Source organism: Halohasta sp. A2 (assembly GCF_056175805.1).
Map to the genome: position 1 here is coordinate 22,006 of NZ_JAQFWV010000039.1, position 7,065 is coordinate 29,070.

General features: G+C 62.2%; 4 protein-coding genes. 1 reads left to right on the forward strand and 3 read right to left on the reverse strand.

The genetic code is table 11. From position 1 onward, the window contains the following. The first annotated feature begins 24 nt into the window (after nucleotides 1-24). Nucleotides 25-972, forward strand: coding sequence for a calcium/sodium antiporter (locus O2S87_RS11775; protein WP_475408987.1), 948 nt, complete (start codon nucleotides 25-27; stop codon nucleotides 970-972). On the opposite strand, the gene O2S87_RS11780 is transcribed toward O2S87_RS11775, so the two are convergent. The 3 genes from O2S87_RS11780 to O2S87_RS11790 all read right to left on the reverse strand — a co-directional run bounded on the left by O2S87_RS11780 (nucleotide 973) and on the right by O2S87_RS11790 (nucleotide 6,890). Beyond that, complete coding sequence (locus O2S87_RS11780; RefSeq protein ID WP_475408988.1) at nucleotides 973-3,867, reverse strand: DEAD/DEAH box helicase; 2,895 nt, start codon at nucleotides 3,865-3,867, stop codon at nucleotides 973-975. Nucleotides 3,868-3,930: 63 nt separating this feature from the next. Next, a complete protein-coding gene (locus O2S87_RS11785; RefSeq protein WP_475408989.1) occupies nucleotides 3,931-5,784 on the reverse strand; it encodes a sensor histidine kinase in 1,854 nt (617 codons plus the stop codon). After that, complete coding sequence (locus O2S87_RS11790; protein ID WP_475408990.1) at nucleotides 5,781-6,890, reverse strand: FIST signal transduction protein; 1,110 nt, start codon at nucleotides 6,888-6,890, stop codon at nucleotides 5,781-5,783. The genes O2S87_RS11785 and O2S87_RS11790 overlap by 4 nt, the downstream gene beginning before the upstream one ends. Nucleotides 6,891-7,065 lie beyond the last annotated feature (175 nt).

Here is a 7,065-nt window from a genome sequence, read left to right on the forward strand (position 1 = left end):
TCGACGGCCCTCCACAGGTGACCAATGACGACCGTAGCGCTGGGCGTCGATCTCGCTGTCCTCAGTGGGTCGGTTGTGGCGCTGTGGTACGGCTCGAAGCACCTCGTCGACGGCTCAGTCCGCCTCGCGCGGCGGTTCGGTCTCTCCGAACTCGTGATCGGACTGACGATCGTCGCCGTTGGAACTTCGATGCCCGAACTCGTCGTGACGGGCGACGCCGCACTGGCTGGCCTCGGCGATATCGCCGTCGGCAACGTCGTCGGCTCGAACATCTACAACCTCGCAGTCGTGCTCGGAATCGTCGCGCTGTTTCACCAGATCCCCGTCGACCGAGCCATCATCGCCCGCGACGGCAGTGCGCTGTTGGCGTCAACTATCGTCGGCATCGTCTTCATCTCGGATCTCCGGCTCACGCGCATCGAAGGCGCAGTGCTCGTCGCCGGGTTGCTCGTCTATCTCTCGGTACTCGTCCGGGCAGGGTCGGCTCCGAGCGCACCCGCACTGAAGCCGGCCACGACCTCAGCACCCTTGTGGCGGACGGCTGCCGCCATCGTCGGCGGGCTGATACTCGTCGTCGCCGGGGGCCATCTCCTCGTCACGTCCGCCTCGGACATCGCGCGGCTGTTCGGGATTCCGGCGTGGGTCATCGGCGCAACCATCGTTGCGGCGGGGACGTCGACGCCCGAGTTGGCCGTCTCGCTGATCGCCATCCGGAAGGGTCGCGTGGGTCTCTCGCTCGGTAACGTCGTCGGCAGCAACATTGTCAACATGCTCGGCGCACTGGGGATCGCTGGCCTTATTCGGCCCATGGAGTTCGCCCCTGCGGCGGTCGATGAGATCATGTGGCTGTTCGTGCTCAGCAGTGTCGTCCTCGTGTTGCTCTGGACCGGTCGACAGCTCTCACAGCGCGAGGGCGGGCTAATGGTGCTCTCGGAAGGCGTACGCTGGGCCGGCGAGTTTCTGTTGCGCTGATCAGTCCCAAAACGACTGGGTGCGGGCGTACTCGCGTTCCTGTCTGAGCAGGTCGCGATAGAACTCGGTTTCGTCCTCGCGGAGGTTGCCGATGATCCGGGCGGCGTTGTGGGGGCCGATCCCACGGGCGGCGAGCGCGATCACGGCCTGTTTGCCGTGGCTCTGGACGAGGTTCGCCGCGCGATAGGCCCGGCGAGTCATCTTCTCTTGGTCGGCATCCTTCTCGTTGGCCCGAACCGCCGAAATCACCTCGTCGGCCCACGGATTCAGCGCGGCGACTCGCGTCGACCCACAGTCGGGACACTCGGGCTGCTCGCGGATGCGCCGAACCTTCGTTGTGTGGTTCCACTCCGTGCAGTGGAGACAACATAGCAGCACCCGGTCGTTCTGGATACGTTTTTTGATCGCTTCGATAACGCTGGCGTCGGCGTTCTCGGGCACCAGTAACTCCTGGCCGTTCGGTCGAGCGGTCGTCCCAATCGGTGTCTCGTCACCGACAACGACGAGATCGAGTGCACCCGACTGAATCCGTTCGAGCACGTCGGCCGCACCGTCGACTGCGAGATCCCGATGGAAGACATCCCGCATCGCCTCGTCGTAGACCGGCGTTCCCTCCAGCGCCTCGAGCAGGCGGTCGCCACCGAATCGGCTACGACCCTGGTACCGTTTCAGCGTGCCGAACTTGGCGGCCACCTGCGCGAGCGTGAATTTGAGGGTGTCCGACCGCTTCAGCGCGAGTTCGAGATACGATTCGAGATGCGCGGGATCGGTCGACTGGAGGATGTCGCGGAACGTCCCGGCTCCGATACCCTGCGGGACTTCGAAACTGATCCGGTAGGGGTCGACGCTCATACCCACCGACGAGCCGGTCTGTTGGCCAACTAGGGCAGAAAGGAGCCGACCCAGGGTCTCGTTGATCTCGTGGCCGAAACAGCTGTTGAGCCGAACGGTCCGGCCACGGGCCTCGATGCAGAGCCGCCGGTCTGTCGGAATCGGAAAGTCGGCCTCGACCTGTCGCTCGACGGGATCAAGCGCCGGTTCGAGCGTCGACTCGTCGGTCGGATACCGAGCCAGGAGGTCACGGGCAACTGCCGTCGACGAGCTACCGGTAAGGAACTGTGAACCGGTGACTTCGCGGATTTCGCCGACCTCCTGTGCGACCGCCGCCGGAACAGGAATCTCCTGGCCGACCCACGAGGGAACCTCACCACTGGGGTCCTCGATGGGCGCGACGTTCACCGTGGTTTCCTCGTCGTCGATGTCGTTGATTCGCCACATCTCGCCGCGCTGGATGAACACCTCACCCGGCGCGGCGAAGTTGACCACGAACCGCTCGTCGAGCGTGCCGACCTGGGTTCGCGAGGAGATGTCATGGACCTCGTAGTGCTCCTCGTCGGGGATCATCGAGAGGTTGGCGTAGTAGTACTGCCACGTTCCGCCGGATGTTTCGAGTCGATCTTCCTCCTCGTTCAGCCAGAGCAACCGATTGCGGTGAAGCTCCCGGATCACCTCGCGGAACTGCGCCTCGCTGAGGTCGTGAAACGGTCGGGCGCGGGTGACCGTCTCGTAGGCCCGTCGACCACCTACCTCGCCGAAATCCATCACCAGCCCGACCGTCTGGTTCGCCAGCACGTCGAGACTGCCGTGGTGGATGCCGGCCGGTTCGACCAGCCCTTCGCTCGCGCGCCGCGCGATGGCGAGCGATTCGAGCGTGTCGTCGGGGTGGCTGGTGACGATGGTTCCGCGCGAAACCTGATCGTGGCGGTGGCCCGCACGACCGACGCGCTGGAGCAGGCGGGCGACCTCACGGGGACTGCCGTACTGGACGACGTGGTCGACCCGCCCGACGTCGATGCCGAGCTCCATTGACGACGTACAGACCAGCCCGTCGAGCTCGCCCGTTTTGAATCGGTCCTCGACGTCGACCCGAACCTCTCGCGAGAGCGAGCCGTGGTGGAGTTCGATCGCTGCGCCGAGCTTTTTGAATCGCGAACCGAGCGCCTCGGCGGTCTGTCGGGTGTTGACGAAAATTAGGGTCGACTCGTGGCTGTCGACGATGTCTCGAATTAGCCGAACGTGGCTCGCAATCTCCTCGGTTGTTGCGAGTTTCCCCGCGAGACGGTCGTCTTCAGGAGTGATATCGGGGTTCGTCACCCGAAATTCGACCCGGCTGGCGACGTCGACCTCGACGATCGAAAAATCACGCTCGCTGTCGGTCTCAGTCGAAAGCGCCCCCTTGGTGTCCCTGGATCCGGTTAAAAAGGCCCCGACCGCGTTCGGGTCGCCCACCGTCGCCGAGAGGCCGATCCGCTGGAACGGTCCCGAAAGCAGTTGGAGCCGTTCGAGGCCGACGGTGAGTTGTGCACCGCGCTTGGAGGCGGCGAGTTCGTGGATTTCGTCGACAATAACGTGCCGGACGTCCGCGAGCGCGGTCCGTAGCTTCGAACCGGTGAGCATCGCCTGGAGCGTTTCGGGCGTCGTCACCAGCACGTCGGGCGGCTCGTTTGCCTGCTTGCTTCGCTGGTACTGGGTGGTATCGCCGTGGCGCACGTCGATCGAGATATCGAGGCGCTCGCCCCACCACTCGAGGCGTTCGCGCATGTCTCGGTTCAGCGCCCGCAGTGGCGTTATATAAAGCGCACAGAAGCCGTCAGTCGACCCCTCGCGGTCGCGGTGTTGGACGATGGCATCGAACACCGGCAGCATCGCGGTCTCGGTTTTGCCGGTTCCCGTGGGCGCGATGACGAGGGTGTTTCGACCGGTTGCCAGCGATGGAATCGCCCGACGTTGGGGTTCGGTCGGTGTCGAAAAGCCCCGATCCGACAGCGCCGCTCGAACCGTCTCGCCGAGGTGCCGAAAGGCGTCAACGCCCGCTGTCGCCTCGGTGTGGCCCATTGGTCGAACAAGCGGCGCGAGCCGATTAAGCACACCGCTCGCCGAACGCGCAGCCGTCGGCGTTTATCTACCCGTCGACGGCTCGGTGGTGCCACGAGGCAGTCGCAACACGACATCTGTCCCCGGCGAGCGGTCTTCGATCGAGATCTCGCCACCGAGCAGCGAGACCGTCCAGTAGACGAGCCAGAGGCCGAGGCCGGTTCCGTGTTGGAGCGGCGTCTCCTCGCCAGTTTCGATCGCTGTGCGTTCGGACGCCGGGATCCCCGGTCCGTCGTCGGTGACCGTAATGTCGACCCAGTCGTCGGTTCGCTTGACCGACGGTGAGACCGCAACTGTGACTGCTGGATTCGGCCCGTCGGCGTGGACGACGGCGTTGTCGAGCAGTTCGAACAGCGCCAGTCGGAGACGGATGTCGGCGCTGACGGCTACCGGATCGAACGGTTCGACCCGCAGTGTTGCCTCGGGATGGACCTCGGAGAACTCGGCTTCGAGATCTGTCAAGAGTTTATGAACGTCGATCGACCGTGTGGCCGTTCGACCCTGATCGAACAGCGACCGAACGGTGCTGGCTTTCTCACTCAGCCGCTCGAGACGGTTGGCGCGCTCGATAATGGCCGAGAGTTGCGGTTGGATCGCTTCGTCGACCTCGCCGTGCAGCATCGAGGCGTGCCCTCTGATCACGTTCATTCCGTTTCTGAGGTTGTGGCGCAACACGCGGTTGAGAACATCGAGCTGTTGTTCGTGTTCTTTCCGTTCGGTGATCTCCTGAAGCGCAAGTTCGAAGACGGTCTCGTTGTCCTCTTCGACGGCGATTCCCGAGACCTCAGCCCAGATGGTATTGCCCGAAAGCGTCTCCAACTCGAGTTCGACCCCTTCGACAGCGCCCTCGTCGAGCAAGCGATCACTGAACGCCTTGCGGTCTGTTTTGTCGTGGTAGATGTCGCTCACTGGACGGTTTTCGAACGCAGCCGCCGATTCCGCCTCGAAGATGTCGACGAACCCAGAGTTGACGAGTCGGAACTCACCGTCGGGGCCGGGCGTCGTCCGGTAGACGCCGATTGGGAGGTTTTCGACGAGGCGCTTGTAGCGTGTCAGCTCGCGTTCGCGATGTTTCTGTTCGGTGATATCTATATAAATGCCGATGTACTCCAGTCGGTCGGCGTCGACCGGCACACCACGGAAGAGGAACTCGCCGAACCCGTCGGTGGTCTGTCGGCTGATGGTGTCGGTTATCAGCTCGTCGTTGGCGATCTTGTTACGGGTCTCCTCGTGGGGGCGTTCCTCGTCAGTTGGGAGAATGAGGTCGTTGATATCTCGACCGCGAACCGACTCCTTGGCGTGGCCAAACGTTTGTTCGAACGGCTCGTTGACGCGCAGAATCCGCTCGGTATCCCCGTCGATAACGATGTTGGCAACCGGTTCGGGAATCGTCTCGAAAACGGCTTCGAGCCGTGTTCGCTCGGTGTGAAGCTGCCGTTCGACGAGTTTGCTCCGGCAGGCTTCGGCCAGTTTCTCGTTGAGCGGCTTCAACGCAGAGATCGTTAACTCGTCGACTGATCCGCGGTGTTTGCCAATTGCCAACACACCGAAGTCGGGGAGCTCCATCAGGTAGTAGTGCGAGCCGTCGTCGGTCGCTCCCGAAATCGGAACGGACAACCGTTTTGATGGGTCGGGAAGTGCAGCGAGTGCCGTCTGCAGGAGGTCGTCTGTCACCGGAGTGGCAGGGACCGTCGCGACGGATTCGTAGCCGGGCGCACCATCATCAGTCGTTCGGTGGAGAATCGCACCCACCGAGCAGTTGAGCTTTCGGAGATACTCGACGAGCGTCTGATCGGCGGTGGCCTCGAGCGTCTCTTTCGATCCAATCGACAGCGAGATCTCATACAGTGCCTGGATCCGTTGTTGTCGTTCGATCATAGTCCTCTGGTGGCACCGATAACCACGGGTTTGTTATAGTAGTCCAGATGGCCCTGGCCGTCGTAGGCGATCTCACCGAGCGTCAGTGCACCGACGACTGGTAGCTCGCCGTCGGTCACTGCGGCCAGCTCCGCTTCGAAATCCGGTTCGAGTGACAGTACCCGAGAGATACAGTCGAACAGCAACAACCCATCGGCTGGCTGTGACCCGCTCAGTGCCGTCTCGTATGCCTGCCGAGTCGCGGCGACGAGCGAGTCGGGGTCGCCCTCCAGAATCGTCACGAACTCGCCTTCGGGAACAGCACCGAAACAGGTGATCGAGCCGTCTTCGGCCACCGAGAACGGGTCCCGGACGATCTGTTCGGCATCGAGTCGACTGATACCGAACGGGTAGGATCGTGCAAGCTCGAAGAAGTTGTCTTTCGTGACCGTGGCGTTCGATCGATCCGCAATGATAGCGGAGTAAACCGACAGTGCGGGCTCGCCATCGAGGGTGTGGATTGTCGATCCCGTCGATTCGGTCACTCTGAACGGGCCCTCGATTTCTTGCCACCCGTGTTTGACGCCGATCGAAATCGGCGACTGAACCGCTGCGACGAGCGCGCTATCCCCGACCAACCCCTCGTTCGTGAACAGACAGGGTTGGTTCTCGTCGTCGAGCGTGCCTGCACCGCCGCCGATGACGTTCAAGCTGATACTATATGTCCGAAACAGCGCCTCAATGAACGACTCGATCCCGTCGGTGTAGGCGTCGACGAAAACGAACGCCGTCTCGTACCCCTGGTTCGGAAGCTCCGCATCGAGTTCCTGTCGAAATGCACGGTCCGGATCGCTGAGATCCGAGATGGTCGTAATCACAGGCTCGACCGAGAGCCCAATACTGACCACGCCAGTATCGTGATTCGCCCCGTGGTGGATGATCTCGGGAAAGACACCCCCAAACACGGGGACGTCAAGGCTAGCCAGCGTCGACTCGAACGCCGTGGACCAGAGTTCGGTCTCTGGTGTCGCCAACACCAGTATCCCCTCGATACTCGCCCGATTGTCCATCGAAACGAGCGTCTCACGGAAATCCTGGCCAGCATCCGTATCGTACCTGATCTCCATGCTGTGGATAGCCAACACATACTAGTAATATAATCCTACTGACTCACGCGTACTTCCAAGTGAAGTGTGATTCTGAGTCAGTCGTTCGTGAATGAAAGCTGAGAAGTTATGGTCGAACTGTCACAGTGCTGGTCAGCAGCACTGCTATCTCTCAGTTTTTTGGGAGAAAGGTGCG

Coding starts and splice junctions, on each gene's coding strand:
- O2S87_RS11775 (WP_475408987.1), top strand. CDS start 25: ATGACGACCGTAGCGCTGGGCGTCGATCTCGCTGTCCTCAGTGGGTCG.
- O2S87_RS11790 (WP_475408990.1), bottom strand. CDS start 6,890: ATGGAGATCAGGTACGATACGGATGCTGGCCAGGATTTCCGTGAGACG.
- O2S87_RS11780 (WP_475408988.1), bottom strand. CDS start 3,867: ATGGGCCACACCGAGGCGACAGCGGGCGTTGACGCCTTTCGGCACCTC.
- O2S87_RS11785 (WP_475408989.1), bottom strand. CDS start 5,784: ATGATCGAACGACAACAACGGATCCAGGCACTGTATGAGATCTCGCTG.